Genomic DNA, 24,674 nt, shown 5'->3' on the forward strand with positions numbered 1-24,674 from the left:
CGGCGCACAGGATCGTATTTCGCAGATGGCTTCAAGCCGGTAGTTCGGGCCGGTGTCGATGGGGTACGTTGCGTTCCCGACCGGGTCGGTCCGCGGCGTGCCGGCCCGGAGCGGGACGGCAGACGTTACTTCTGCAGCGCCAGGGGCGATCGACGTTCGAGGAAGTATCTTTGTAACCTGCTCCCCTTCCTGAAAGGGAGGGGAGAAACCGAACGTTTCGTTGAATGCCGTTCCGGCGTGAGCCGGTATGGAACGGCCGCAAGCGATATAAGAGGGGAGGTTTTTCCGCCCCCGCTGTCACCTCACCCCGCGATCAGCCCCTTGATCGCGGCGATGGCGTCGTCCGCCTTCGACCCGTCGGGCCCGCCGCCCTGCGCCATGTCGGGGCGGCCGCCGCCGCCCTGTCCGCCGAGTGCCGCCACCGCCGCCTTGACCAGATCGACCGCGCTGATGCGGGCGGTGAGGTTGCTCGACACGCCGACGCCGACCGAGGCGCGGCCGTCGTTGACCGCGACCAGCGCGACGACGCCCGAGGGCACGCGGGTGCGGGCTTCGTCGATCGTGCCGCGCAGCGCCTTCGCATCGAGGCCGTCGATGACTTGGCCGAGGAACGCGACGTCGCCGATCTGTTCGGGGCCGGCGGGCGCCGCGCCAGCGCCGCCGCCCATCGCCAGCGCCTTCTTGGCGTCGGCGAGTTCGCGTTCGAGGCGGCGGCGGTCCTCGACGAGTTGCGCGACGCGCGCGGGGACTTCGTCGGGGGTGGCCTTCAAGGCAGCGGCGGCTTCGCGCAGCTTCGCGTCGCGGTTGCCGAGCCACTGGCGCGCGGCTTCGCCGGTCAGCGCCTCGACGCGGCGGATGCCCGAGGACACCGCGCCTTCGGACACGATCTTGAAAACGCCGATTTCGCCCAATGCCTTGACGTGGGTGCCGCCGCACAGTTCGATCGAATAGGTGCCGTCGGCATCCTCGCCCATCGCGACGACGCGGACTTCGTCGCCATATTTCTCGCCGAACAGCGCCATCGCGCCCATCGCGATCGCGTCGTCGGGGGTCATCAGCCGGGTGGTGACGCTACCGTTGCCGCGCACCTGCGCATTGACATCGGTTTCGACCAGCGCGAGCGCGTCGGCGGCGATCGGCGAAGGCTGCGAAAAGTCGAAACGTAGGCGTTCGGGGGCGACCATCGACCCCTTCTGCGCGACATGGGTGCCGAGCCGCTGGCGCAGCGCCTCGTGCAGCAGGTGCGTCGCCGAGTGATTGGCGCGGATCGCGGCACGCCGCTGGGTGTCGATGGTCAGCGCGACGCTGTCGCCGAGCTTCACGCTGCCGGCGTCGATCGTCACGACATGGGCGTGGAGCTTGCCGAGCTGCTTGGCGGTGTCGGTGACGGTCGCCTGCAAGCCGGCGTCGGTGGTCATCGTGCCGGCATCGCCGACCTGACCGCCGCTTTCGGCATAGAACGGCGTCTGGTTGGTGAGGATCAGGACCTCGTCGCCCGCAGCCGCATGCTCGACACGTTCGCCGTCCTTGAGGATCGCGACGACCTGCCCCTCGCCCGCCTCGACCGAATAGCCGATGAATTCGGTGGGGCCGGCGGTTTCGAGCACGTCGAACCAGACTTCATCGGATGCCTTGGCTCCCGATCCCTTCCATGCGGCACGGGCGGCGCGCTTCTGTTCGGCCATCGCCGCGTCGAAGCCGGCACGATCGACCGCGAACCCTTGCGCGCGCAGCGCATCCTCGGTCAGATCATAGGGGAAGCCGAAGGTGTCGTAGAGCTTGAACGCGGTTTCGCCGGCCAGCGTCGCACCGGGCGCGAAGCCGGTGGTCACCTCGTCGAGCAGTTTCAGCCCCTTGTCGAGCGTGCGGCGGAACTGGGTTTCCTCCTGGTTCAGCGTCGCTTCGATCAGCGGCTGCGCGCGGACCAGCTCGGGATAGGCCGCGCCCATTTCCGACACCAGCGACCCGACGAGGCGGTGCATCAACGGGTCCTTGGCGCCGAGCAGATGGGCATGGCGCATCGCGCGGCGCATGATGCGGCGGAGCACATAGCCCCGGCCATCGGCGGCGGGCAGGACGCCGTCGGCGATCAGGAAGCCCGAGGCGCGCAGGTGGTCAGCGATGACGCGGTGGCTGGCCTGGGTTGCCCCCTCGGCGCGGGTGCCGGTCAGCTCGCACGACGCGGCGATCAGCGCCTTGAACGTGTCGGTATCGTAATTGTCCGAGACGCCCTGCATGACGGCGGCGATGCGCTCAAGCCCCATGCCGGTGTCGATCGACTTCTTGGGCAGTTCGCCGATGATCTCGTTGGCGTCCTGCTCGAACTGCATGAACACGAGGTTCCAGATTTCGACGAAACGGTCGCCGTCCTCGTCGGGGCTGCCCGGAGGACCGCCGGGGATATGGTCGCCGTGATCGTAGAAGATTTCCGAACACGGGCCGCACGGGCCGCTGTCGCCCATCGCCCAGAAATTATCCTTGGTCGGGATGCGGATGATGCGGTGATCGGGTAGCCCGGCGATCTTCTGCCACAGCGCGAAGGCTTCGTCGTCGGTGTGATAGACGGTGGCGGTCAGCTTGTCGGGCGACAGGCCCCAGTCGCGGGTCAGCAGCGTCCAGGCATTCAGGATCGCCTGTTCCTTGAAATAGTCGCCGAACGAGAAATTGCCGAGCATCTCGAAGAAAGTGTGATGCCGCGCGGTATAGCCGACGTTGTCGAGGTCGTTGTGCTTGCCGCCGGCGCGGACGCATTTCTGCGACGAGGTGGCGGTGGTGTAGGGCCGGCTTTCGAGGCCGGTGAACACGTTCTTGAACGGCACCATGCCGGCGTTGACGAACATCAGCGTCGGATCGTTCTGCGGCACCAGCGGCGCCGAGGGCACGCGGGCATGGCCTTCGCTGGCAAAGAAGTCGAGGAACGAGCGGCGGACATCGTTGGTGGAGGTCATGACCACGCTCGATACGCAGCGGCGGGCGACTTGCCAAGCGGGGGTTGACCTTGGAGCCGCAATCCCGTCCCTTTGCGCGCGACATCGACCGGGAAACCTTTGAATGGCCAAGCGGCTCACGACCTATATCCTCATCGCGCTGGTGGCGGGCCTCGTGCTCGGCTGGGCGCTGAACGCCGGGATCGACGACGGCGGCGGCGCGGGCAGCGCTCGGTTGAAGGAGATCGCGGGCTATTTCTCGATCGTGACGACGCTGTTCCTGCGGCTCATCAAGATGATTATCGCGCCGCTGGTGTTCTCGACCTTGGTCGTCGGCATCGCGCATATGGGCGACAGTTCGGCGCTGGGCCGCGTGGGGCTGCGGTCGCTGACGTGGTTCATCGGTGCGAGCCTCGTGTCGCTGACGCTGGGCCTGTTGCTGGTCAATCTGTTGCAGCCGGGCGTGGGACTGGGGTTGCCGTTGCCGCCGGTGGCGGCGGATGCCGGGGTGGCGAAGGCGGCGTTCAATCTCAAGGACTTCGTCGCACATCTGGTGCCCGCGTCGAGCTTCGAGGCGATGGCGACCAACGAGATTTTGCAGATCGTCGTCTTTTCGGTGTTCGTCGGCGTCGCGCTGACGGCGGTGGGCGACAAGGGCGCGCCGCTGGTCCGCGCATTGGAGGGGCTGGTGGCGGTGATGCTCCAGATCACCGACTATGTGATGCGCGTCGCGCCGCTGGCGGTGTTCGCGGCGGTGGCGGGCACGCTGGCCGAGCGCGGGCCGGGGGTGATCGGCGACCTCGCCTATTTCATGGGCAGCTTCTACCTTGGCCTTGCGGTGTTGTGGGCGGCGCTGATCGGCGTCGCGTTCCTCATCATCGGGCCGCGCACGGGGATGTTGCTGCGCTATCTGCGCGATCCGATCCTGCTCGGCTTTTCGACCGCGTCGTCGGAGGCCGCCTATCCGCGTACGCTGGAGGCGCTCGACCGGTTCGGGGTGCCGCCGCGCATCGCCAGCTTCGTGCTGCCGCTGGGCTATTCGTTCAACCTCGACGGGTCGATGATGTACATGACGTTCGCGTCGATCTTCATCGCGCAGGCCTATGGCATCGACCTGAGCTGGACGCAGATGATTACCATGCTGCTGGTGCTGATGGTGACGTCGAAGGGGATCGCCGGCGTGCCGCGCGCCAGCCTGGTGGTGATCGCCGCGACCCTGGGCATGTTCAATATCCCCGAGGCGGGGTTGCTGCTGATCCTCGCGGTCGATCACTTCCTCGACATGGGGCGCACCGCGACCAACGTGATCGGCAACGCGATCGCCGCCAGCGTCGTCGCGAAATGGGAGGGCGGGTTCGATAAGCCCGAGAGCGCGGTGATCGAGCCACTGCCGACCCCCTCGGGCCATCCGCGCACCGACGTGCCCGACAGCTTCCGCGACATCGGCGGGCCGACCGGCCACTGAGATGGAGACGCGCGAAACCGACCGCCCTGCCCCGCCCCGGCAAGGCCCGACCTATTCGAGCTATCTGCGGCTCGACAAGGTGCTGGATGCGCAGGAGCCGCTGTCGGAAACGCATGACGAACTGCTGTTCATCGTTATCCATCAGACGTCCGAACTGTGGATCAAGCTGTGCCTGCACGAGCTGGAGGCGGCGCGGCAGGCGTTGATGCAGGACCGGCTGGGCGCGGCGTTCAAGATGATGGCGCGGGTGGCGCGGGTGCAGCAGCAGTTGATCCAGAGCTGGGACGTGCTGGCCACGATCACCCCGGCGGATTATTCGGCGATGCGCGGGCGACTGGGCGGCAGTTCGGGGTTCCAGTCGGTGCAGTACCGGCTGCTCGAATATATGCTGGGGGCCAAGAACGCAGCGATGCTGGCGGCACATGACGGCGACGTCCCCGCGCAGGAGGTGTTGCGGGAGGCGCTCACGCGGACCAGCCTGTATGACGAGGCATTGCGGCTGCTCGCGCGGCGGGGGCTCGGGGTTCCGGCCGACCGGCTGGAGCGCGACTTCACCCTGCCCTATCAGGCATCGGCCGAGGTCGAGGCGGCGTGGGCGCAGGTCTATGGCCAGTCGGAACGCTATTGGGACCTGTACGAGCTGGCCGAGAAGCTGGTCGACCTCGAATACCGGGTGCAATTGTGGCGCTTCGGGCATTTGAAGACGATCGAGCGGATCATCGGCTTCAAGCGCGGCACCGGCGGGAGCGCGGGCGTCCCCTATCTGGCGAAGGTGGTCGGCGAGGTGTTTTTCCCCGAACTCTTGAGTGTCAGGCAGGCATTGTGACCTACGACGATTTCCTTGCGCGCGATGCCGCCGATCCGTTGCGGGCGATGCGGGCGCGGTTCGCCCTTCCCGATGGGCTGGTGTATCTCAACGGCAATTCGCTCGGCGCGCTGCCCACCGCGACGCCGGAGCGGATGCAGGCAGTAGTGACGCGCGAATGGGGCGAAGGGCTGATCCGAAGCTGGAACAGCCACGACTGGATCGGCGCGGCGAAGCGGGTGGGGGCGAAGATCGCGCCGCTGATCGGCGCGAAGGCCGACGAGGTGCTGGTGGCCGATTCGACCTCGGTGAACCTCTACAAGCTGCTGGTCGCGGGACTGAAGGTGCAGGCCGGCCGCAACGTCATCCTGTCCGAACCGGGCAATTTCCCGACCGACCTGTATGTTGCCGAAGGGGCGGCGTGGAGCGTGGGCGACGCCGAACTGCGCACCGTGCCGGCGGATCAGATCGTCGCGGCGATTGACGAGCGGGTCGCGGTGGTGATGCTGACCCATGTCCATTACAAGACCGGCCGGATGCTCGACATGGCGGCGATCACCGCCGCTGCGCAGGCCAAGGGCGCGCTGGTGCTGTGGGATCTGAGCCATAGCGTCGGCGGGGTGCCGGTCGATCTGAACGGGTGCAACGCCGATCTGGCCGTCGGGTGCGGCTATAAATATCTGAACGGCGGACCCGGCGCGCCGGCGTTCCTGTATGTCGCTGGGCGGCATCAGGCGGCGTTGCAGTCGCCCTTGTCGGGGTGGATGGGGCATGCCGCGCCGTTCGCGTTCGACGACGACTATCGCCCGGCGGGCAACATCGGACGCTTCCAGTGCGGGACGCCGTCGATCCTCGGGCTGGCCGCGCTGGAGAGCGGGGTCGACGTGTTCGGCACGGTCGATTTCGCCGCGCTGGTCGCCAAATCGCGCGCGCTCGGCGATGCGTGTATCGAACTGGTCGAGGCGCGGTGCCCGGAACTGGAGCTCGTGTCGCCGCGCGCGGCGGAGGCGCGGGGGAGCCATGTGTCGTTCCGGCATCCGGCCGCCTACGGTATCGCGCAGGCGTTGATCGCCGAACAGGTGATCGTGGATTTCCGCGCGCCCGACGTGATCCGGCTGGGCTTCGCGCCGCTCTACAACAGTTTCGGCGACCTGTGGCGCGCGGTGGATGTGCTGGCGGCGATCATGGCCGAGCGGCGCTATGACGACCCGGCGTACCGGGTGCGCAACGCGGTGACGTGACGGGAACGAAAACCGAACGTCCGGGGTTGGGCATGGCGAAAGGAACCTGCCCATGTCCGAGCAACAGAACCCCAAGAGCGAACCCTTTTCGAACGCGGAAAAGGACCCCGACGACTGGACCACCGGTGACGAGGCGATGACCGGGGCGCAGGCGTCGTACCTGAAAACGCTGAGCGAGGAAGCCGGCGAGCCGTTCGATGATTCGCTGACCAAGGCCGATGCGTCGAAGCGGATCGATGCGTTGCAGGAGAAGACCGGGCGCGGGAAGGAATGAGGCTGGGTCGGTAGAGGAAGAAGAGTTCGCGCGGAGGCGCGGAGGCGCGGAGGGGTTGGATATGCGGCACCACCTTCGCGTTCGGGAGACACCAGCGCTCGCGGTTGCCGAAAATGACAGGCCGCTGGCGCAGGTGACGTGGCATCAAGCACAACCTCTCCGCGCCTCCGCGCCTTCGCGTGAACCAATTTTCTTCTGAACGCTCCGCCATCCGCCCCGAACCGTTACCCCGGCGAAGGCCGAAGTCTCTCGCGGCTACCGTCGCATGCTTGCTCCATGAGATCCCAGCCTTCGCTGGGATGACGTTTGTTGCAGGGTGGATGAATCAGGCTTTGATCTACCGCCCCGCCTGCATCGCCATCAGCCGGTCGAGCAACACCAGCCGCATCGCCAGATCTTCAAGATAGCTGGCATCGCGCCGGGTTCGCGCCAGTGACGCCAGCCATGCACGCTTCGCGCCGGGCAGGTCGCCGGTCTGCACCAGCGCCATGCCATAATAGAAATAGGGCGCGGGATGATCCGGGGCGAGCGTCAGCCCCCGATCGAACGCGAGGCGGGCGGCGGGTGACAGGACCCGGCCGCCGTCGTGCGCGAGGATCGCGCTGCCGAGCCGGGTCCACAGCCGCGCGCTCTGCGGTGCGCCTTGCAGGCCGCCGAGCAGCGCGCCGACCGCCGCCTCGTTCGCACCCGATTTGGCAAGGCCATCGGCGGCAACGGCATAGGCATAGTCGTAGGTGAAGCGGCCCCACATCGCGTCGCGCAGATCGTCGGCGGCGAGATCGTCGGGCAGGCGCGCGCGTGCCGTTTCGCGCGGGGCGCCGGCGAGCGACGGACGCCCCTGCCACGCATAGCCCGCCGCGCCCAGCATCAGCGCCGCGCCGACGAAGCTCCACAGCGGACGGCCGACGCGCAAAATGGCGAGGATGGCGAAGACGCCGCCGCCAAGCAGCGCAAGGATCAGCCAGCCGCTCATCGCCGCCGCCGGAAACTGCGCGAGGCGAGCCAGCCGCCGAGCGCCACCAGCAGCAGCGGCGCGATCCACAGCGGCCCGGTGGCGGACGACAGCGGCGGGTCGTAGCTCACATAGTCGCCATAGCGCTCGATCAGCCAGTCGCGCACCGCGACCGGGCGGTCGCCCGCCGCGATGCGCCCACGGACCAGCGCGCGCATGTCGGCGGCCATGTCGGCATCGCTGTCGGCGATCGACTGGCCCTGACAGACGAGGCAGCGCAGCGTTTCCATCAGCGCCTTCGCCTCCGCCTCGCGCGCCGGATCGGGCAGTTGCGTGTCGGCGAGCGCGGGGGGCGGCACGCGCGACTGGGCGGCGGCGGGGCCGGCGATGAGCAGCGCGACGGGGGCGAGGAAGCGGATCATTCGGCTTCCTTCAGTTTCGCAAGCAGGACCGGTACATCCTCGTCGCGGATCGCGCCGATATGCTGATGGGCGATGCGCCCCTGCCCGTCGATCACGAAGGTTTCGGGGACGCCCGACGATCCGAGTGCGAGCTGGACCGCACTCGCCTTGTCGTCGCCGATCGCGGCATAGGGATCACCATAGTCGGCGAGGAAGCGGGCGATGTCGGCGGGCGTGTCGCGGATGGCGATAGCGTCGATCGTCGCCCCGGCGGCGCGCAGTTTCGCCAGTTGCGGGGCTTCGGCGGCGCAGGGCACGCACCAGCTTCCGAACACGTTGAGCAAGCGGGGCTTCCCCTGCAAACCGGTGTTCGACAGGCCGGGCTTGGCGGGAACGGCGGGGGCGAGGGTGAAGGCGGGCAAGGGCTTGCCGATCAGGCGCGAGCGGACCTGGCCCTGCGGTCCGTGCGGCAGCGCCCACGCGAACAGCGCGGCCAGCACGACGAACGCCAACAGCGGCACCCAAAGAATGCGGCGGGTCATGCGTAGCGCTCGCGCGGGACCGGGCGGCGGCGGCGACGGACGCGGCCGACCAGTGAGAGCAGCCCGCCCAATGCGATCAGCCCGCCGCCGGCCCAGATGAGCGTCACGAACGGCTTCCACCACAGCCGGAGCTGTCGCCGCCCCGCCCCGTCGCCGCGCCCCAGTACGACATAGAGCTGGCCGTCGGCGAAGGTGGTGATCGCCGCCTCGCTCGTCTCGGTCGGGGGATTGGCGAAGAAGCGCTGTTCGGGGCGCAGCACGAACGGCGCCCCGTCCCCGCGCGTCGCGACCAGCCGCCCCTGCACCGCCGACCAGTTGGGGCCGACGACCGGCTTGATCCCGTCGAAGCGGACCGCGAACGGACCGATCGCGGTGGTGGTGCCGGGGCTGGCGGCGACGAGGCGTTCGGCGGTGAACGCGCTGTCGGCGGCCATGCCGGCGAGCGAGACCGCGACGCCGAAATGCGCGACGACCATGCCCCAGGTGAACAGCGGCGTGCGCCACGGCGCGCGGGCGGCGATCGGCAGGATACTGGCGACGGCAAGGCCGGCGGCGAGCGACAGGCCGAGCACCGGCAGCACGCCGGCGTCGGTCAGCGCGATCAGGACGAGCAGCGCCAGCAGCGCGGCACCACCGGGCAGCGCCATCCGCCGGGCGACCGCGCGGCCCTTGTCGTGTCGCCAGCGGAGACTCGGGCCGAGCGCGGTGGCGGCGACCAGCGCCAGCGCGACCGGCCCCGCCGCCTTGTTGAAGAACGGCGGGCCGACCGACAATTGCACGCCGAACGCCTGCGCCACCAGTGGATAGAGCGTCCCGATCAGCACGATGCCGAGGATGACCGACAGCAGCAGGTTGTTGAGGACGAGTGCGCCTTCGCGGCTGACGGGGTCGAACAGCGTCCCCTGCCGCACCGTGCCGATGCGTGCCCCGAACAGCGCGAGAGCGCCGCCGATATAAAGCAGCAGCAGCGCGAGGATGAAGCTGCCCCGGCTGGGGTCGACGGCAAAGGCGTGGACGCTGGTCAGGATGCCGGAGCGGACGAGGAAGGTGCCGACCATCGACATCGAGAAGGCGACGACCGCCAGCATGATCGTCCATGCGCGCAGGCCATCGCGAGTCGCCAGCACTGTCACCGAATGGAGCAGCGCGGTGGCGGCGAGCCATGGCATCAGCGAGGCGTTCTCGACCGGGTCCCAGAACCACCAGCCACCCCAGCCCAGTTCGTAATAGGCCCAGTAGCTGCCCGCGGTGATACCGATCGTCAGGAACACCCATGCGCCGAGCACCCACGGCCGCATCGCGCGCGCGAAATCGCGGCCGACGTCGCGCGTCACCAGCGCGCCGATCGCGAACGAGAAGGCGACCGACAGCCCGACATAGCCGAGATAGAGCGTCGGCGGGTGGAAGGCGAGGCCGGGGTCCTGCAACAGCGGGTTGAGCCCCAGCCCCTCGGGCGCTGCGGGCGACAGCCGGGCGAACGGGTTGGAGGCGAACAGCAGGAACGCATAGAAGCCGAGCGCGATCGCCGCCTGCCCCCCCAAGGTCGCGACATGGGTGCGGACCGCCAGCAGCCGTTCGAACAGCGCGATGCCGCCGCCCGCCAGCGCCAGCACCGTCACCCACAGCAGCATCGACCCTTCGTGATTGCCCCAGGTCGCGGCGATCTTGTAGAGCATCGGCTTGGCGGTGTGGCTGTTCTCGGCGACCAGCAGGACCGACAGGTCGGTGCGCGCGAAGACGGCGAGCAGCGCGGCGAAGGCGCCGGCGGCGAGCAGCGCCTGCACCATCGCCACCGGGCGGACGGCGGCGAGGAGTTGCGCCGCGATCGGTGGCGGATCGTCATGACGCGCCGATAGGCCGATCGCCGCCATCGCCAGTTGCAGCAGCGCCATCGCCGCCGCCAGCCACAGCGCGGCGAGGCCGGCCTCGGCGATCATGGTTTCAGGCTCTCGGTCTTGTGCATCGTGCCGGCGGCTTGCGGCGGCATGTAGCGTTCGTCATGCTTGGCCAGCAGATTGTCGGCGACGAAACCGCCACCCTTCACGAAGCGCCCCTCGGCGACCACGCCCGATCCTTCGCGGAACAGGTCCGGTGCGATGCCGGCGAAGCGGACCGGGACCGATGCCGTGCCGTCGGTGACGGTGAAGGTGATCGTGACGCCGTCGGCGGCATGGGCGACCGATCCGGCGGCGACCATGCCGCCCAGCCGCACCGGCTTGTCGATCGGCGCGGCCTTCGCATCGGCGGGCGCGTAGAAGAACGCGGCTTCGTCACCCAGCGCCGACATGGCGAGCAGCACCGCGCCGACGACCGCGACGATAGCGAGGACGATCAGCATCAGCCGCTGATTCTTGGCCCTCACGGCCGCTCCGCGCGGCGCATCGCGATCCACGAGGTGATGGCGAGCACGGCCAGCGCGCCGACGCCCAGCCCATAGGCGGCGAGGATGAACGGCCAGTGGTTCACGGCATCGCCGCCCGCCGGCGCAGCCGCGCCTCGGCCTTGATCCGGGCGAGGTCGGTGCGCATCCGCATCAGCACGATCGCGCCGAACAACAGGCTCGCCCCGCCGGCGGTGAAGCCCAAAGGCCACAGGATCGCCGGATCGATCGTCGATTTGGTGAGCGTAATGCTCGGCCCCTGGTGCAGCGTGTTCCACCATAGCACCGAATAGCGGATGACCGGCAGCAGCGCGGTGCCGGCGATGCCGAACAGCGCGGGGATGCGGCCGTCGCCGTCACGCTCGGCATCGGCACGGGCGAGCGCCAGATAGGCGAGATAGACGAAGAACAGCAGCAGCATCGAGGTCAGCCGCCCGTCCCATTGCCACCACGTCCCCCATGTCGGCCGGCCCCAGATCGATCCGGTGGCGAGGCAGACGGCGGCGAATACCGCGCCGGGCAGCGCGATGGCGCGCGCGGCGACATTGGCCAGCGGATGGCGCCACACCAGATAGACGACACTGGCGATGGCGAGGCCCGACCAGCCTCCCATGCCGAGCCATGCGGCGGGCACATGGATGTAGAGGATGCGGACGCTCTCGCCCTGCAGATAATCGGGCGGCGTCTGCGTCAGCCCCGCCCAGCAACCGATCGCGAACAGCACCGCCCCGCCCCACAGCAGCAGCGGCGTCAGCGGCTTCGCGATCGACAGGAACCGTCGGGGATTGGCAAGGGCGTGGAGGCTGGACACGGTCGCCGCCTGTCTAGGGCGCGGGGGCGTGGAGGGCAATGCGGCAAGTTGCTTGCCTCTCACTCGTCATTCCCGCGCAGGCGGGAATCCATAGACGCCGACGTTGCGCTTCTATCGAATGCGCTGCGTGTATGGATTCCCGCCTGCGCGGGAATGACGAAGGGGGGGGCTCAGCCCCGCCCGATCAGGCGCTTGGCGATGCTGTCGGCGACTTCGGCGTTAGAGCGGCCGGTGGCGTCGCTTTCGTCCCATACCTCGACCAGCCGGTCGGGGATGCGGGCGATGCGCGCCTCGACCTCGGCACGGTCGCCGTGGCCGAGATATTCGAGCGCGACGTTGATGATGCCGCCGGCGTTGATGACGTAATCGGGCGCGTAGAGGATGCCGCGCTCCTGCAACCGCGCGCCGTCCGCCGCCGTCGCGAGCTGGTTGTTGGCGCCGCCGGCCACCGCCTTCGCCTTCAGCGACGCGATCGTCGCGGCGTCGAGCACCGCGCCCAGCGCATTGGGGCTGACGATGTCGGCGTCCATCGTCAGCACGCCCGCCGGATCGGCGGTCGCCGCACCCAGTTCGCTCGCCAGCGCCTCGGCCTTCGCCTCGTTCACGTCGGCCAGCGTCAGCACTGCACCATCCTTCGCCAGCAGCCGGGCGAGCCCGCCGCCGACCGAACCGACGCCCTGGATCGCGACTCGCACGCCGCGCATCTCGTCGCTGCCCAGCGCACGCTTGGCCGCCGCGCGGACGCCGAGATACACGCCCATGGCGGTGAACGGCCCCGGATCGCCGCCGGCATTGCCCGCCGCGACCGGCAGGCCGGAGACGTACTTGGTGGCACCCGAAATGGTAATCATGTCGGCTTCGGACATGCCGACGTCCTCGGCGGTGACGTAGCGCCCACCGAGCGATTCGACGGCGCGGCCGAAGGCGGCGAGCAGTTCGGGGGTCTTGGCCGCACCCTCGGGGGCCAGCACCACGCCCTTGCCGCCGCCCATCGGCAGCCCGGCCATCGCATTCTTGAAGCTCATGCCGCGCGACAGGCGCAGCGCGTCGGTGATCGCCGCACCACTGTCGGCATAGCGCCAGAAGCGCACGCCGCCCGCCGCCGGGCCGAGCGCGGTCGAATGCACCGCGATGACGCAGCGCAGGCCGGTGACATGATCGGAGAAGAGATGAACGCCCTCGTGGTCGTCGAAGTCGGGATAGCCCCAATCGGTCTGCACGGCGCGGTTCCAGCTCTGAGAAAGGATGGGGCGACCGACGGGACTTGAACCCGCAACTTCCGGCATCACAAGCCGGCGCTCTAACCAATTGAACTACGGTCGCCGTGAGAAGGGCGCGCTTAGCGGGGGGAAACGCGGCGGTCAAGCGGTGGCGTGCGACGAAACGATCTGGCAGGAGCGGCGGCGATGGAAGCACATCCCGCCCCCCGCCCCGGCTTCGGTTCGGGTTTCCCGGCCGAACCGGTGATCGATCATATGCTGGCGCAAGGCGGCGTGCAGCGTGTGCCAAGCCCCAAGCTGACGCTGTTCATCCGCCGGGCGATGGTGCCGCCCGAGCTATGTGCCGCACTGATCGAGCGAATCGATGCGAAGCGCCGCCCCTCGACCATCGCCGACGCGAACGGCGACCCGACGTTTCGCACCAGCGAAACCTGCGATCTCGATTCGAGCGATCCGGTGGTCGCGGCGGCCGAGGCGCTGATCCACGGGTTCAGCGGGCTCGACCCGGCGCATGGCGAGCCGCTCCAGGGGCAACGCTATGCGGTGGGGCAGGAGTTCAAGGCACATACCGATTATTTCGATCCGCAGGGGCGCGACTTCGCGCGCTACTGCTCGGTCGCGGGGCAGCGGACGTGGACGGTGATGCTCTATCTGAACGAGCCCGGCGCGGGCGGCGCCACGCGGTTCAAGGGGATCGACAAGATCGTCCAGCCCGAGACGGGCAAGCTGCTGGCATGGAACAACCTGCGCAGCGACGGGACGCCGAACCCGGCGACGCTGCATCACGGCATGAAGGTGCGCGAGGGCGCGAAATATGTGCTGACGAAGTGGTTTCGCGAGCGGGTTTGGGGGTGAGGTGCCTCTAACCCCTCCCTGACAGGGAGGGGTTGGGGTGGGTCGGCCTGCGCGGGAACGGAACGTCCGCCACGACCCTACCCACCCCCGCCCCCTCCCTTGTCAGGGAGGGGAGTTGGTTGCGTCCTCCATCACCAGCCGCCGCTTGGGCAGCGCCTCGGGCATTTCGTCCCGGATATAGGCCAACATCCCCTCGCGCAGCGAACAGCGCAGGTCGAAGGCGCGGGCGGCGTCCGATGCGGTGGCGAGGATGCGGACCTCGATCGCGTCGGGCTTGGTATCGGTCACTTGCAGGACGTGGGCGCGGCCGTCCCACAGCGGATCGGCTTGCACCAGTTCCTCGAACTTTGCGCGCAGGCGGGGGATGTTGACGGTCGGGTCGAGCCAGAAGAACGCCGATCCTAGTAACCCGCTGGTGGTGCGCGTCCAGTTCTGGAAACTCGATTCGAGGAATTTCGACACCGGTACCACCAGCCGCCGTTCGTCCCACAGCCGGACGACGACATAGGTCAGGCGGATTTCCTCAATCCGGCCCCATTCGTTTTCGATGATGACCACGTCGTCGATGCGGATCGGTTCGGTGAACGCCATCTGCACGCCGGCGATGATGTTCTTGAGCGCGGGCTGCGCGGCGGCGCCGACCGCAAGGCCTGCCAGACCCGCCGACGCCATCAGCGTAACGCCGATCGAGCGGATGCTGGGGATCGACAACAGCATCAGGCAGACGGTGATGAAGCCGATCGCGATGATCGCGATCCGGCCGAGGATCGCGCTGCGCGTCCGCCGCCGCCTTGCGCGCAGATTGTCGGCGACGGTGATGTCGGTCGCGATCTCGATCGCCGTGACCGAGGCGCGGATCATCGCGATGGCGAACCAGCCCATCAGCAGCGGCACGATCAGCCCCGCGCCCTGCGTCCACAGATCGTCCCACCGGTCGGGCAGGCGCAGCGGACGCCGCACGCTGGCCAGCGCCATCGCGACGAGGATCCAGCGCATCGGCCGCCACGCATGGTCGACATAGGTGTCGTCGACCGACCCCGGCGTGCGCGCGGCGAAGCGCCGCAGCACGCGAAAGGCGACGGCGTGGAGCAGCAACGCGGCGATCACCGCGACGGCGATCGTCGTCAGATCGACGGCGGCGGGCGGCAGGTCGCGCAGCAGGCGTTGGAAATCGCGCATCCCCCGCCAACCGCCCGCGCCGCGCCATGTTCCCGGTTTCGCCCGTGATGCTTGGCTTTCGCTGGCTGACCGGCTAGGCTGCCATGCAATCGAAACATTCCCCGAAAGCTTGTAAATTGACCGAAGCGACGCTGCTCGCCGACCCCTCCGATATTGCTCCCATTTCGATCGTCGAGGAGATGCGGTCGAGCTATCTCGACTATGCCATGAGCGTGATCGTGGCGCGGGCGCTGCCCGACGTGCGCGACGGGTTGAAGCCCGTTCACCGCCGCATCCTGTTCTCCGCGCAGGAAAGCGGCTTCGTGCCGGGCAAGGCATACCGCAAATCGGCGCGCATCGTCGGCGACGTGATGGGTAAATATCACCCGCACGGCGACAGCGCGATCTATGAGGCCCTCGCCCGCATGGCGCAGCCATGGTCGATGCGGCTGCCGCTGATCGACGGTCAGGGCAATTTCGGATCGATGGACCCCGATCCGCCCGCCGCGATGCGCTATACCGAGGCGCGCCTCGCCAAGTCGGCGATGGCGCTGCTCGACGATCTCGACAAGGATACCGTCGATTTCGTGCCGAACTACGACGGGTCGGAACGCGAACCCGCCGTGCTGCCGGCGCGCTTCCCCAATTTGCTGGTCAACGGCGCGGGCGGCATCGCCGTCGGCATGGCGACCAACATTCCGCCGCATAATCTGGGCGAGGTGGTCGATGCCTGTCTCGCGACGATCGACCGGCGCGTGGAGGGCGGCGAGCCGCTGACCCATGAGGAATTGTGCGAGATCGTGCCCGGGCCGGACTTCCCCACCGGCGCGCTGATGCTCGGCCGGGCGGGGGCGCGTGCGGCCTATGCCGGCGGGCGCGGATCGGTGATCCTGCGCTCGCGCCACATGGTCGAGGCGCGTGGCGAGCGGCGGTCGATCGTGCTGACCGAAATCCCGTTCCAGGTCGGCAAGTCGGGGCTGGTCGAAAAGATCGCCGAGGCCGCCAAGGACAAGCGGATCGAGGGCGTCAGCGACATTCGCGACGAATCGAACCGTGAAGGCGTGCGGATCGTCATCGACCTGAAGCGCGACGCGACCCCCGATGTGGTGCTCAACCAGTTGTGGCGGCACACCCCGGCGCAGTCGAGCTTCGCCGCCAACATGCTCGCCATTCGCGGCGGGCGGCCCGAACTGCTCAACCTCAGCCAGATCATCGATTCCTTCGTGGGCTTCCGCGAAGAGGTCATCACCCGCCGGTCGAAGTACGAACTGGCCAAGGCGCGCGACCGGGCGCATCTGTTGCTCGGCCTCGTCATCGCCGTCACCAACCTCGACGAAGTGGTGCGGATGATCCGGGGATCGGACAGCCCCGCCGCCGCCCGCGCCGCATTGTTGATGCGCGAATGGCCGGTCGCCGAGATCGCGCCCTATCTCAAGCTGGTCGAGGCGGTCGAGGCCGATCATGTCGGCGACTATTACCGGCTGTCCGACCTTCAGGTCCGTGCGATCCTCGACCTGCGGCTCCACCGTCTCACCGCGCTCGGCCGCGACGAGATCGGCGACGAGCTGAAGGAACTGGCCGGATCGATCACCCATCTGCTCGACATCCTCGGCGACCGCGCCAAGCTGTACGCGGTCATGCGGCAGGAACTGGTCGAGGTTCGCGCCGAATTCGCGACGCCGCGGCGGACCGAGATCGCCGGCGCGGCCGACGGGATCGATGACGAGGACCTGATCGAGCGCGAGGAGATGGTCGTCACCGTCACGGTGCAGGGCTATATCAAGCGCACGCCGCTCGACGCCTTCCGCGCGCAGAAGCGTGGCGGCAAGGGCCGTGCCGGCATGGCGACCAAGGACGAGGATGCGATCACGAACCTGTTCGTGACCAGCACCCACACGCCGGTCCTGTTCTTTTCGACCGCCGGCAAGGTGTATCGCATGAAGGTGTGGCGTCTGCCCGAAGGCGGACCGGCGACGCGCGGGCGGCCGATGGTCAACCTGCTGCCGCTGGCGACCGGCGAGACGATCTCGACCGTGTTGCCGCTGCCCGAGGACGAGGAGCGCTGGGCCGACCTGCACGTCATGTTCGCGACTGCCAACGGCACGGTGCGGCGCAATTCGATGGATGCCTTCGCCAACATCCCCACGGCGGGCAAGATCGCGATGCGGTTCGAGGACGACAGCCCAGACCGGCTGATCGGCGTCGCGCTGCTGACCGAGACCGACGACGTGCTGCTGGCGACGCGGGCGGGCAAGGCGATCCGCTTCGCCGCGACCGATGTGCGCGAGTTCCAGAGCCGCACCTCTACGGGCGTGCGCGGCATCAATCTCGCCACCGGGGACGAGGTAATCTCGCTGTCGATCCTCGGCGGGTTCGACGCGACGTCCGAAGAGCGCGAGGCGTATCTGAAGGCCGCTCCGTGGAAGGAGGGCGACCGCGAGGTCACGCTCGACGCCGACCGCATGGCGGCGTTCGAGACGGCGGAGGAGTTCATCCTCACCGTCACCGCCAACGGCTTCGGCAAGCGCACCTCGGCCTATGAATATCGCCGGACCAATCGCGGGGGTCAGGGGATCACCAACATCGTCACCTCCGACCGCAACGGTCCGGTGGTGGCGAGCTTCCCGGCGCATAACGGCGAGCAACTGATGCTCGTGACCGATCAGGCCAAGCTGATCCGCACCACCGTCGGCGACATCCGCGTGGCGGGGCGCAATACGCAGGGGATCACGATCTTCCGCGTCGGCATGGGCGAACAGGTCGTCTCCGCCGCCAAGATCGACGAGGGCGAAACCCCGGAGAATCCGGCGGAAGCGATGATCGCCGAGGAAGTGGCCGCCGCGCCGGGCATCGCGCCCGGGGACGGCATCCTGCTCGACGACGGCACCGGCCCGGACACGATCAGCGAAGGCGATGTCGAGGAATGAGCCACCCCGCCACCGCCTACAAGGTGCTGACCGCCGGCCAGATGGCGGCGCTGGAGGCCGACGGCAGCTTTGCCGGGGCGCCGGTCGATCTGGCCGATGGCTATATCCACCTGTCGACGTTCGACCAGTTGACCGAGACGGTCGACAAGCACTTCGCGGGGCAGGAGGCGTTGCATGTCGCCGAGGTCGATCTCGACGCGCTGGGTGACGCGGTGAAGTGGGAGTCGTCGCGCGGCGGGCAGTTGTTTCCGCACCTCTATGCGCCGCTGCCGCTGGATAGCGTGGTGGCCTATGGGCCGCTGCACCGCAATGACGATGGGCGGGTGCAGCGGCCGGTGACGGGCTGACTTTCTCCCCTCCCTTGTCAGGGAGGGGAGAAAGCCGGCTACGGATAGAGCGCCACCACCTCCGCCCCCTCGCCCACCGCGTCGAGCAGCAGCGTGCGGTGGCAATGTGCCGGGTCGCGTTCGAAGCACAGCAATGCCGAGGGCAGTTCCGCCACGAGGCCCAACATGATCGCCGCCTGCGCCTGTGCTTCGGGCAGGCCCAATTGTTGGTCGTACACCGCGCGCAGCGTGGCGACATCACCCTTCTTGGCAGCATCGCGACCGCGCTTGGGCGTGCCGAGCGCTTTCAGATGGATGTAATCGATGTCGTGGCCCGCGAGTTCGGCGGCCAGCGCCGATTTGGAAAACCCCGGTCGCCGCGACAGCGGCAGCGCACGCACGTCGATCACCCGCCGCACGCCGGCGGCTTGCAACGCCGCAACGAATTTGGCGACGGTCACGGCTTCATAGCCGATGGTGTAGATGCGGGTCGTCATCGCCGAGGATATGGGCGCGTGGCCACGGTAATCCAGTCCGGCCGGCCGATCGTTCATTGCCCGTTACGGTCCGACGCCCTAAGCGCATTGCCATGCAATATGACGTACATATCATCGGCGGCGGCCTCGCCGGGTCCGAAGCGGCGTGGCAGTTGGCGCAGGCCGGGGCGAAGGTCCGCCTGTCGGAAATGCGTGGTGGCGGCGATACCACGCCCGCGCATCAGGGGGATTCGCTGGCCGAGCTGGTGTGTTCGAACAGCTTCCGGTCGGACGATGCCGAATCGAACGCGGTCGGGCTGCTCCATGCGGAGATGCGCGCGCTGGGGTCGCTCATCATGGCCAAGGGCGACGAACACAAGGTGCCCGCCGGATCGGCGCTGGCAGTCGACCGCGACGGGTTTTCCGCCGGGGTGACGGCGGCGCTCGACGCACATCCCAACATCACCATCGTGCGCGAACGGGTCGACACGCTGCCCGAACAGGGCATGACGATCGTCGCCACCGGGCCGCTGACCGCCCCTGCCCTTGCCGGTGACATCGGCGGGGCGACCGGCGCCGAGGCGCTCGCCTTCTTCGACGCCATCGCGCCGATCGTCCATTTCGAGTCTATCGACATGGAACAGGCATGGTTCCAGAGCCGCTGGAACAAGGGCGACGGCAAGGACTACATCAACTGCGCGATGAACCGCGAACAGTATGAGGCCTTCCACGCCGGACTGATGGCCGGAGAGAAAGCCGAGTTCCGCGAATGGGAGAACGTCCCCTATTTCGAGGGCTGCATGCCGATCGAGGTGATGGCCGAGCGCGGGCTCGACACGCTGCGCTTCGGGCCGATGAAGCCTGTGGGGCTCGACGATCCGCGCACCGGGCGCTGGCCGCACGCGGTCGTGCAGTTGCGGCAGGACAATGCCACCGGGACCTTGTGGAACATCGTCGGTTTCCAGACCAAGCTGAAACATGGCGAGCAGGTACGGCTGTTCCGCACCATTCCGGGCTTGGAGAATGCCGAGTTCGCGCGGCTGGGGGGCTTGCACCGCAACACCTTCATACGCTCGCCCGAACTGCTTGATCCGACACTGCGGTTGAAGGCGCGGCCGCATCTGCGCTTCGCCGGGCAGATGACCGGGTGCGAGGGCTATGTCGAGAGCGCGGCGGTCGGGCTGATGGCCGGGCGGTTCGCCGCCGCCGAACTGGCCGGGCGGACGCTTGGGAGCCCGCCGGTCGAGACGGCATTGGGCGCGCTGCTGCATCACATCACCGGCGCGGCGGTGGCGGAGACGTATCAGCCGATGAACGTCAATTTCGGGCTGATGCCGCCGATCCCCGGCCGCACCAAGAAGGCCGATCGCAAGAAGCTGTACACCGCCCGTGCGCGCGATGCCTTTGCCGACTGGCGGGCGCTCACCGCCGCGTGAGGTTGAGTGCGAGCAGGTTCGCGCCTGCCGCAAGCATCAGCAGCCCCATGCCGCCGATAGCGCCATAGACCGGCCCCCATGCGCCGAACGCGGCGGCGACCGATAGGGCTATCAGCGCCCAGCCCGCCGGCCGCCGCCACTGGCGCGTACCCGGCAGCCGGTCGCCGTGACGATGGGTGGCAAGCGCCAGCAGCGCGAAGCCGGCGAGTGCGGCGAGCAATGCGACGATCATCATTCGGCCGCTGCCCATGCGTCGGAGGAAATGGCAGGCGCGCTACGCACCCGTTTCGGTTTCGGGCGGAAGCGATGCACCTGCCATGCGGCGAAGCCGAACCCTGCGCCCAGCGTCACGAACGTCAGGTCGGCCCCCGCCAGCACCCAGTCGCTGCGCGCGATGCTGGCGAACAGGCCGGTCGGCAGCAGGGCGATATTGTACAGCGGCAGCGCGATCAGCAATCCCGCCTGTAGCGCCAGCAGTTCGACCCACGCCCGCGCCGGCCGCCGGGTGAGCGCATAGGCGAACAGGATCGCCCAGCCGGCGAACATCGCGTTGATCTCACCGTCGGCGCGCTTGGCCATGTCGACCGGCAGCAGCCGGTTGGCCCATAGATACAGCGTCATCGCGATGGGGAAACCGGCGACGAAGCCGATGTTCAGCCGCTCGACCAGCCGGAAGCCGAACGGGGCGCGGGCGGAATCGGGCAGCCGCTCGCGCCGCTTGACCGTCCACAGGACGAGCCCGCTGGCGACCATCAGCGACCCCGCGATCCCACACAGGAAATACAGCCAGCGCAGCGGATAATCGCCGAACCGCCCGGCGTGGAGGCCGACCATCGCCCCCTGCGTCACCACCGCGCCATTGGGGGCCGGGGCCTGCCACAACAGCCGGCCGGTCGTCCCGTCATAGCCGATCGCCGGGGCGCGCGCTGACAGCATCGACGTGCCGCCGCGCGTCATCGTCACCCGCGCCGCCGCGTCGCCGGGGTTGAACACGGTGATATAGCCGACCTCGCCGCCCAGCCGCCGCTCGCCGTCCTTGAGCAACACCGCCAGATCGACCAGCGGTTTTGCGACCTTCGCCCGTTCGGCGACGGGGGCCTGCGGGAATACGTCGGCGAACAGCTTGACCTCGTCGCTATAGTTGGCGGTGACGGCCCATGGCATCAGCATCGCCATCAGCGTGACGAGGCCGGTATAGGTAATCATCAGGTGGAACGGCAGCGCCAGCACCGCGCTGGCGTTATGGCCGTCGAGCCACGATCGCTGCCCCTTGCCGCGTCGCAGCGTGAAGAAATCCTTGAAGATCTTTTTATGCGTCACGATGCCGGTCAGGATCGCGACCAGCATGAACATCGCGGCGATGCCGACGATCCAGCGCGCCCAGAACACCGGCATATAGTGCAGGTCGAAATGGAAGCGGTAGAAGAAGTCGCCGCCGCGCGTCTCGCGCGCGGTGCCCTCGCGGCCGTCGGCCCCGATGAAGGCGCTGGTGTCGCGCCGGCCGCGGCGGCGTTGCTTGCCCTCGCCTTCCTTGGCGGCGGGCACCCAGAACACGCTCGCCCCGGCGCTGTCGCGGGTCGGCACGGTGATGAACCAGCTTTGTGCGTCGGGGGCCTTGGCGCGAAGTACGGCGGCCGCGCTGCCCACGACCCGCGCCGGATCGGCGATCTGCGTCAGTTCGGGCCGGGCCCAGCGGTTGAGCGCCTCGCGCCAATAGGCCGAGGTGCCGGCCACGAACACCGCGAACAATACCCAGCCGAGCAACAGCCCCGACCAGGTATGGAGCGTCGATTGCGACTGGCGGAACCCCTTGCTCACAGCCGTCCTCCGATCGCGATCGAACCCCACGCGATCGCCGCCGCGACCGCGCCCGCCACGCACAGCGTCCACAACGCCCGCCAGCCGCTGCGCGCGGCATAGGCCCACATCACCGCCGCCGCGCACAGCACGAACGCGATCAGCGTCGCGGTGATGGTCGCCGCCGATCGTTCACCGGGCAGGATGCGGGCGAGCGCCATCGCCCACAGGCTGGCAACGCCGTAGCCGACCGGCATCGCCGCGACGATCCGCAGCAGATTGTCGATCCCCCGCCGCCACAGGATGTGGCGTGCCTGCCCGGCGCTCGTCACAGGCCGACGCGCACGCTGGCGAACACGGTGCGCGGCGTCCCGTAATAATTGCCACGCCCGGTCGACGAGATGCGCGCGTAATACTCACGATCGAACAGGTTGTTGACGTTCACCGCCAGCGTCACCTTGTCGTTGATCGCATAGCCGGCGCGCAGGTCGGCGACGGCATAGGCCCCCTGTCGCACGATCGTCGAGCGGGTACGCAGGGTGCCGTTGGCGTTGAACGCCGCCGGACTGCCGCTCCACGTCCCGTCGAACCATGTCACGCCCGCGCCCGCGCTGAACCCGGCGAGCGGGCCGTCCTTGGGCGCGTAGTTGGTGAACAGCTTGACCATATGTTCCGGGATCACCGGCAGGAGGCTCAGGCCTTCCAGCACCGGATTGGCATCTTCCAGATATTCGGTCTTGGTATAGCTGTAGCCGCCGTTGATCCGCCAGCCCGGCAATATCTCGCCGCTCGCTTCCGCTTCAATGCCGCGTGCGCGGACCTTGCCGGTCTGGAACACGATTGTCGGTTCGTTGGGATCGTTGATGAGGCGGTTGCTCTGAGTGATCTGATAGACAGCGGCCGAGAGCAGCAGCCGGTCGTTCATCAGCGACAGCTTGGTGCCGGCCTCATATTGCTGGCCCAGCAGCGGCTGTACCGCCTGCCCGTCATTGCGAACGCGGCCGACCGGCGGGGCCTGCGGCGTGAAGCTGTCGGCGTAGCTGGCATAGACGTTCAATTGCGGCGTCACGTCCCACACCACCCCGGCATAGGGGGTGAAACGCCCGTCGAAGCTGTAGCGCGTCGGCAGGCCGATCGTGCCGGTAGCGACGCGCGTCGTGGTCAGCGTGGTGTCCCACCACGTCATCCGCCCGCCGCCGACCAATGTCAGCCCGTCGAGCGGGCGGAAGCGCAACTGGCCGTACAGCCCATATTGCTCGATCTCGGTTTCCGACCCGCCATAGACCTGGGTCACCGGGCCGGCCGGGCCCTGAAACGCCGGTAGCGGACCATAGGGGTTGAGCGGCGGTTCGGCCGGCGACACCGGGTTATAGACGTCGATCCGCGCATAGTTGGACAGGCGGGTGAAGTCCGACGTCGCCGAACTCGCTTGATAGTCGGTGCCGAGGATCAGCGTATGCTCGCGCCCGAAGGCCGGGAAGTTGCCGACGCCATTGAAGTCGAACGCGCGGGTCTGCATCGTGCTGTCGCCGCGATAGGCGATGTGGCTGGTGACGCCGCTCGTCGCGGTGATCGGCTGGTTGCCGATATAGCTGTAGATGTCGATGCGATCGACGTCGGTGAGCAGGCCGGTGGCGCGCAGCGTCCAGCGGTCGCTGACCCGGTGCGCGACCTCGACGAAGCCAGACCAGCTTTCCGAACGGAAGCGGTTCCAGTCGGCGCCGAGATAGGTCGAGCGGTCGATGTCGAGCAGCCGCCCGTCGCTGCCGTCCAGCCCGCCGATGATGCCGGGCAGGCCCGACTGGATCGCCGGTTTGAACAGTTCGTAATTGCCGCCGACGGTGATCGTCGTATTCTCGCCGATCCGCGTATCGGCCACGCCGAAGGCGCCGACGCGATAGCGGTGGGCGACGTCGAAGAACTGATCCTGATCGTGGACGAAGGCACCCAGCCGCATGCCCGACCGGTCGTCGAGCGGCACGGACACGTCCACCTCGCCCCGGAAGTTATCGTAGCTGCCGTATCCCGCGAGCGCATTGACGCGCAGATCGTCGAACGGTCGCTTGCGCACCAGATTGATGCTGCCCGCCGGATTGCCGGCACCGCTGAACAGCCCGGCCGGCCCGCGCAGCACCTCGACCCGGTCGTACAGGAACAGGTCGGGGACTACCGCCGGAAAACCGAAGCCGAGCGTCGGCACGCCGTCGACCAGATAATTGTTGATGGTGAAGCCGCGCGACAGGAACGACGGGTCCTCGCTGCCGACGCCGGTGATCGTCACGCCGTTGGTGACGGTCAGCGCGTCCTCAAGGGTGAACAGGTTGCGCTGCTGCAACTGTTCCTGATCGATCACGGTGATGGTGTTGGGCACGTCCTTGAGCGGCGTGACCGTTTTCCCGACCGCCTGGCCATAGCTCTTGCCCAGGACGATAATATCGTCGCCGCGCTGTGCCGCTTCCTCATCGGTTTCCGCGTCCGCCGTGGCTTCGACCACCGGTTCGGCCCATGCCGGGGCCGCCAGCGCCAGCGTGGCCACACTCGCGGCCCATGCCGTCGATCGGTTCCAACGCGCCATCATTCCCCCTTATGCGATTCACTCTCAATATGAAGCGCATCTATCGGCACAATTCGGACAATGCAACGCTATTGCGACCTATTCGCATTCTTACTATGCCGTGACA

Annotated in this window: 23 protein-coding genes and 1 tRNA gene; 8 read left to right on the forward strand and 16 right to left on the reverse strand. The window is 68.1% G+C overall.

Features of this window, described 5'->3' with window-relative positions; genetic code table 11:
• Window positions 1-302: 302 nt before the first annotated feature.
• Window positions 303-2,948, reverse strand: a complete 2,646-nt coding sequence (gene alaS, locus ASG37_RS04260; RefSeq protein ID WP_055756367.1) for an alanine--tRNA ligase — start codon at window positions 2,946-2,948, stop codon at window positions 303-305.
• A 103-nt stretch (window positions 2,949-3,051) separates the two neighbouring features.
• On the opposite strand from alaS, the gene ASG37_RS04265 reads away from it, so the two are divergent.
• From ASG37_RS04265 to ASG37_RS04280, 4 genes are read left to right on the forward strand one after another with little or no spacing between them, the layout of a single operon-like run.
• Window positions 3,052-4,392: a dicarboxylate/amino acid:cation symporter gene (locus ASG37_RS04265; protein WP_055756369.1), complete on the forward strand. Its 1,341-nt coding sequence runs from the start codon at window positions 3,052-3,054 to the stop codon at window positions 4,390-4,392.
• Between the two features lies 1 nt (window position 4,393).
• Window positions 4,394-5,218 (forward strand): tryptophan 2,3-dioxygenase, encoded by an 825-nt coding sequence (locus ASG37_RS04270; protein ID WP_055756371.1) that lies wholly within the window; start codon window positions 4,394-4,396, stop codon window positions 5,216-5,218.
• Complete coding sequence (kynU, locus tag ASG37_RS04275; protein WP_055756374.1) at window positions 5,215-6,438, forward strand: kynureninase; 1,224 nt, start codon at window positions 5,215-5,217, stop codon at window positions 6,436-6,438. The genes ASG37_RS04270 and kynU overlap by 4 nt, the downstream gene beginning before the upstream one ends.
• A gap of 52 nt (window positions 6,439-6,490) precedes the next feature.
• A complete protein-coding gene (locus ASG37_RS04280) occupies window positions 6,491-6,712 on the forward strand; it encodes a DUF3072 domain-containing protein (protein WP_055756376.1) in 222 nt (73 codons plus the stop codon).
• A 337-nt stretch (window positions 6,713-7,049) separates the two neighbouring features.
• Here the strand turns inward: ASG37_RS04280 and ASG37_RS04285 are convergent, their stop codons facing one another.
• The 9 genes from ASG37_RS04285 to ASG37_RS04320 form a co-directional block, all read right to left on the reverse strand.
• The gene (locus ASG37_RS04285) at window positions 7,050-7,685 is read right to left on the reverse strand and encodes a tetratricopeptide repeat protein (protein ID WP_055756378.1); all 636 of its coding nucleotides are present in this window, start codon (window positions 7,683-7,685) and stop codon (window positions 7,050-7,052) included.
• Window positions 7,682-8,086: a cytochrome c-type biogenesis protein CcmH gene (locus ASG37_RS04290; protein WP_055756380.1), complete on the reverse strand. Its 405-nt coding sequence runs from the start codon at window positions 8,084-8,086 to the stop codon at window positions 7,682-7,684. The genes ASG37_RS04285 and ASG37_RS04290 overlap by 4 nt, the downstream gene beginning before the upstream one ends.
• Window positions 8,083-8,607: a redoxin family protein gene (locus ASG37_RS04295; RefSeq protein WP_055756382.1), complete on the reverse strand. Its 525-nt coding sequence runs from the start codon at window positions 8,605-8,607 to the stop codon at window positions 8,083-8,085. The genes ASG37_RS04290 and ASG37_RS04295 overlap by 4 nt, the downstream gene beginning before the upstream one ends.
• The gene (locus tag ASG37_RS04300; protein ID WP_055756384.1) at window positions 8,604-10,544 is read right to left on the reverse strand and encodes a heme lyase CcmF/NrfE family subunit; all 1,941 of its coding nucleotides are present in this window, start codon (window positions 10,542-10,544) and stop codon (window positions 8,604-8,606) included. Before ASG37_RS04300 ends, ASG37_RS04295 begins: the two co-directional genes overlap by 4 nt.
• A complete protein-coding gene (ccmE, locus tag ASG37_RS04305) occupies window positions 10,541-10,969 on the reverse strand; it encodes a cytochrome c maturation protein CcmE (protein WP_055756386.1) in 429 nt (142 codons plus the stop codon). The genes ASG37_RS04300 and ccmE overlap by 4 nt, the downstream gene beginning before the upstream one ends.
• Window positions 10,966-11,073: a heme exporter protein CcmD gene (ccmD, locus tag ASG37_RS17580; RefSeq protein ID WP_156349158.1), complete on the reverse strand. Its 108-nt coding sequence runs from the start codon at window positions 11,071-11,073 to the stop codon at window positions 10,966-10,968. Before ccmD ends, ccmE begins: the two co-directional genes overlap by 4 nt.
• Complete coding sequence (gene ccmC / locus ASG37_RS04310) at window positions 11,070-11,798, reverse strand: heme ABC transporter permease CcmC (protein ID WP_055756388.1); 729 nt, start codon at window positions 11,796-11,798, stop codon at window positions 11,070-11,072. Before ccmC ends, ccmD begins: the two co-directional genes overlap by 4 nt.
• A gap of 170 nt (window positions 11,799-11,968) precedes the next feature.
• Window positions 11,969-13,018, reverse strand: coding sequence for a Glu/Leu/Phe/Val family dehydrogenase (locus ASG37_RS04315; protein WP_055756389.1), 1,050 nt, complete (start codon window positions 13,016-13,018; stop codon window positions 11,969-11,971).
• A gap of 26 nt (window positions 13,019-13,044) precedes the next feature.
• Window positions 13,045-13,121 (reverse strand) — tRNA-His (locus ASG37_RS04320).
• A gap of 83 nt (window positions 13,122-13,204) precedes the next feature.
• Between ASG37_RS04320 and ASG37_RS04325 the strand changes: the two genes are divergently transcribed.
• Window positions 13,205-13,873, forward strand: coding sequence for a prolyl hydroxylase family protein (locus ASG37_RS04325; RefSeq protein WP_055756391.1), 669 nt, complete (start codon window positions 13,205-13,207; stop codon window positions 13,871-13,873).
• A 102-nt stretch (window positions 13,874-13,975) separates the two neighbouring features.
• Here the strand turns inward: ASG37_RS04325 and ASG37_RS04330 are convergent, their stop codons facing one another.
• Complete coding sequence (locus ASG37_RS04330) at window positions 13,976-15,052, reverse strand: mechanosensitive ion channel family protein (RefSeq protein ID WP_055756393.1); 1,077 nt, start codon at window positions 15,050-15,052, stop codon at window positions 13,976-13,978.
• A 116-nt stretch (window positions 15,053-15,168) separates the two neighbouring features.
• Here ASG37_RS04330 and gyrA point away from each other — a divergent pair, with 116 nt between their 5' ends.
• Together gyrA and ASG37_RS04340 are read left to right on the forward strand one after the other, a co-directional pair.
• On the forward strand, window positions 15,169-17,958 hold the full coding sequence (gene gyrA / locus ASG37_RS04335; RefSeq protein ID WP_055756395.1) for a DNA gyrase subunit A: 2,790 nt from the start codon (window positions 15,169-15,171) through the stop codon (window positions 17,956-17,958).
• A complete protein-coding gene (locus tag ASG37_RS04340) occupies window positions 17,955-18,305 on the forward strand; it encodes a DUF952 domain-containing protein (RefSeq protein ID WP_055756398.1) in 351 nt (116 codons plus the stop codon). Before gyrA ends, ASG37_RS04340 begins: the two co-directional genes overlap by 4 nt.
• Window positions 18,306-18,343: 38 nt before the next feature.
• On the opposite strand, the gene ASG37_RS04345 is transcribed toward ASG37_RS04340, so the two are convergent.
• Entirely contained in the window at window positions 18,344-18,781 is a 438-nt protein-coding gene (locus ASG37_RS04345; RefSeq protein WP_055757301.1) for a DUF488 family protein, read from the reverse strand.
• Between the two features lie 92 nt (window positions 18,782-18,873).
• On the opposite strand from ASG37_RS04345, the gene trmFO reads away from it, so the two are divergent.
• Window positions 18,874-20,196 carry a methylenetetrahydrofolate--tRNA-(uracil(54)-C(5))-methyltransferase (FADH(2)-oxidizing) TrmFO gene (trmFO, locus tag ASG37_RS04350; RefSeq protein ID WP_055756399.1) on the forward strand — a complete coding sequence of 441 codons (1,323 nt, stop codon included), beginning with the start codon at window positions 18,874-18,876 and terminating at the stop codon, window positions 20,194-20,196.
• Here the strand turns inward: trmFO and ASG37_RS04355 are convergent.
• Genes ASG37_RS04355 through ASG37_RS04370 form a run of 4 tightly spaced genes read right to left on the reverse strand, consistent with a single transcriptional unit; the run spans window position 20,183 to window position 24,568 of the window.
• Entirely contained in the window at window positions 20,183-20,431 is a 249-nt protein-coding gene (locus tag ASG37_RS04355; protein ID WP_055756401.1) for a DUF3325 family protein, read from the reverse strand. The two genes, trmFO and ASG37_RS04355, sit on opposite strands and share 14 nt — an antisense overlap.
• Window positions 20,428-22,014, reverse strand: coding sequence for a PepSY-associated TM helix domain-containing protein (locus ASG37_RS04360; RefSeq protein ID WP_055756403.1), 1,587 nt, complete (start codon window positions 22,012-22,014; stop codon window positions 20,428-20,430). Before ASG37_RS04360 ends, ASG37_RS04355 begins: the two co-directional genes overlap by 4 nt.
• A complete protein-coding gene (locus ASG37_RS04365) occupies window positions 22,011-22,325 on the reverse strand; it encodes a hypothetical protein (protein ID WP_055756405.1) in 315 nt (104 codons plus the stop codon). The genes ASG37_RS04360 and ASG37_RS04365 overlap by 4 nt, the downstream gene beginning before the upstream one ends.
• Window positions 22,322-24,568 (reverse strand): TonB-dependent siderophore receptor, encoded by a 2,247-nt coding sequence (locus tag ASG37_RS04370; RefSeq protein ID WP_055757303.1) that lies wholly within the window; start codon window positions 24,566-24,568, stop codon window positions 22,322-22,324. The genes ASG37_RS04365 and ASG37_RS04370 overlap by 4 nt, the downstream gene beginning before the upstream one ends.
• Between the last annotated feature and the right edge of the window lie 106 nt (window positions 24,569-24,674).

Origin of the sequence: Sphingomonas sp. Leaf407 (assembly GCF_001425385.1) — a bacterium.
Taxonomy (GTDB): domain Bacteria; phylum Pseudomonadota; class Alphaproteobacteria; order Sphingomonadales; family Sphingomonadaceae; genus Sphingomonas.

What these genes read in the sequence shown, in the direction of transcription:
- ASG37_RS04345 (WP_055757301.1), bottom strand. Translation starts at nt 18,781, where the DNA reads ATGACGACCCGCATCTACACCATCGGCTATGAAGCCGTGACCGTCGCC.
- ASG37_RS04280 (WP_055756376.1), top strand. Translation starts at nt 6,491, where the DNA reads ATGTCCGAGCAACAGAACCCCAAGAGCGAACCCTTTTCGAACGCGGAA.
- ASG37_RS04370 (WP_055757303.1), bottom strand. Translation starts at nt 24,568, where the DNA reads ATGGCGCGTTGGAACCGATCGACGGCATGGGCCGCGAGTGTGGCCACG.
- trmFO (WP_055756399.1), top strand. Translation starts at nt 18,874, where the DNA reads ATGCAATATGACGTACATATCATCGGCGGCGGCCTCGCCGGGTCCGAA.
- ASG37_RS04330 (WP_055756393.1), bottom strand. Translation starts at nt 15,052, where the DNA reads ATGCGCGATTTCCAACGCCTGCTGCGCGACCTGCCGCCCGCCGCCGTC.
- ASG37_RS04325 (WP_055756391.1), top strand. Translation starts at nt 13,205, where the DNA reads ATGGAAGCACATCCCGCCCCCCGCCCCGGCTTCGGTTCGGGTTTCCCG.
- ASG37_RS04300 (WP_055756384.1), bottom strand. Translation starts at nt 10,544, where the DNA reads ATGATCGCCGAGGCCGGCCTCGCCGCGCTGTGGCTGGCGGCGGCGATG.
- ASG37_RS04285 (WP_055756378.1), bottom strand. Translation starts at nt 7,685, where the DNA reads ATGAGCGGCTGGCTGATCCTTGCGCTGCTTGGCGGCGGCGTCTTCGCC.
- ASG37_RS04290 (WP_055756380.1), bottom strand. Translation starts at nt 8,086, where the DNA reads ATGATCCGCTTCCTCGCCCCCGTCGCGCTGCTCATCGCCGGCCCCGCC.
- ASG37_RS04295 (WP_055756382.1), bottom strand. Translation starts at nt 8,607, where the DNA reads ATGACCCGCCGCATTCTTTGGGTGCCGCTGTTGGCGTTCGTCGTGCTG.
- ASG37_RS04355 (WP_055756401.1), bottom strand. Translation starts at nt 20,431, where the DNA reads ATGATGATCGTCGCATTGCTCGCCGCACTCGCCGGCTTCGCGCTGCTG.
- ASG37_RS04340 (WP_055756398.1), top strand. Translation starts at nt 17,955, where the DNA reads ATGAGCCACCCCGCCACCGCCTACAAGGTGCTGACCGCCGGCCAGATG.
- ASG37_RS04265 (WP_055756369.1), top strand. Translation starts at nt 3,052, where the DNA reads ATGGCCAAGCGGCTCACGACCTATATCCTCATCGCGCTGGTGGCGGGC.
- alaS (WP_055756367.1), bottom strand. Translation starts at nt 2,948, where the DNA reads ATGACCTCCACCAACGATGTCCGCCGCTCGTTCCTCGACTTCTTTGCC.
- ASG37_RS04270 (WP_055756371.1), top strand. Translation starts at nt 4,394, where the DNA reads ATGGAGACGCGCGAAACCGACCGCCCTGCCCCGCCCCGGCAAGGCCCG.